This window comes from Stenotrophomonas sp. P5_B8, from assembly GCF_054049855.1.
The window spans coordinates 1-634 of record NZ_JBFULO010000850.1 but is presented as its reverse complement, the minus strand read 5'-3'; the positions used below and the strand labels follow the sequence as shown (position 1 = coordinate 634).

Here is a 634-nt window from a genome sequence, read left to right as displayed (position 1 = left end):
GCGGCGAACCGTCGGCCAAGGTCGGCTGGCTGTGGGCCGCGCTGTTCTTTGCGATCTTCACCCTGGGCGAGCTTTTCATTCTGCCGGTGGGGCTGGGTCTGTTCGCGCGCCTGGCGCCGGCAGGCTTCGGCGCGACGATCATCGCGTTCTGGTTCCTGGCCTCGTTCGGCGGCAATCTGCTGGCCGGCGCCGTCGGCACGCTGTGGTCAACGCTGTCCAGTGCGGTGTTTTTCTCGCTGATGGGCGGCACCTGCATGCTCGTTGCCATCCTGCTACTGCGGCTGGAACGCCGCGCGCGACCGCTGTTGGCTGGCAACGCCTCACCTGCCCCGCAGGACGCTGCCCCGGCTGCCCGTGCGGTGCGCGCGGGTTGAGGTGTCGGTGCCGCACCGTGCTTATCGGTGTGGTGACGATCGCGCTTGATCGCGGCCCGTGGTCCGGCGCAGTGCGCCCACCAGGCGCCAATCGGTCTGGGAAGCGGCCCTGGGCGCGCTCGAATTGCTGCAGCGCAATACTCCTTATTGAGACACTATTTTCTAATTGAGCTTGACATATCTCTGATCAGGATAAATATTCCTTGCACAGGATTTGTAGGGACATCGAAATGCCCGATCAGTTTCCGCACGTCTCCGAC

1 pseudogene is annotated in these 634 nt (G+C 64.0%); it reads left to right on the top strand.

Annotation, left to right across the window (positions count from 1 at the left end):
- Positions 1-374: pseudogene (locus ACXJKH_RS21815) on the top strand (MFS transporter); the annotation flags it as partial.
- Between the last annotated feature and the right edge of the window lie 260 nt (positions 375-634).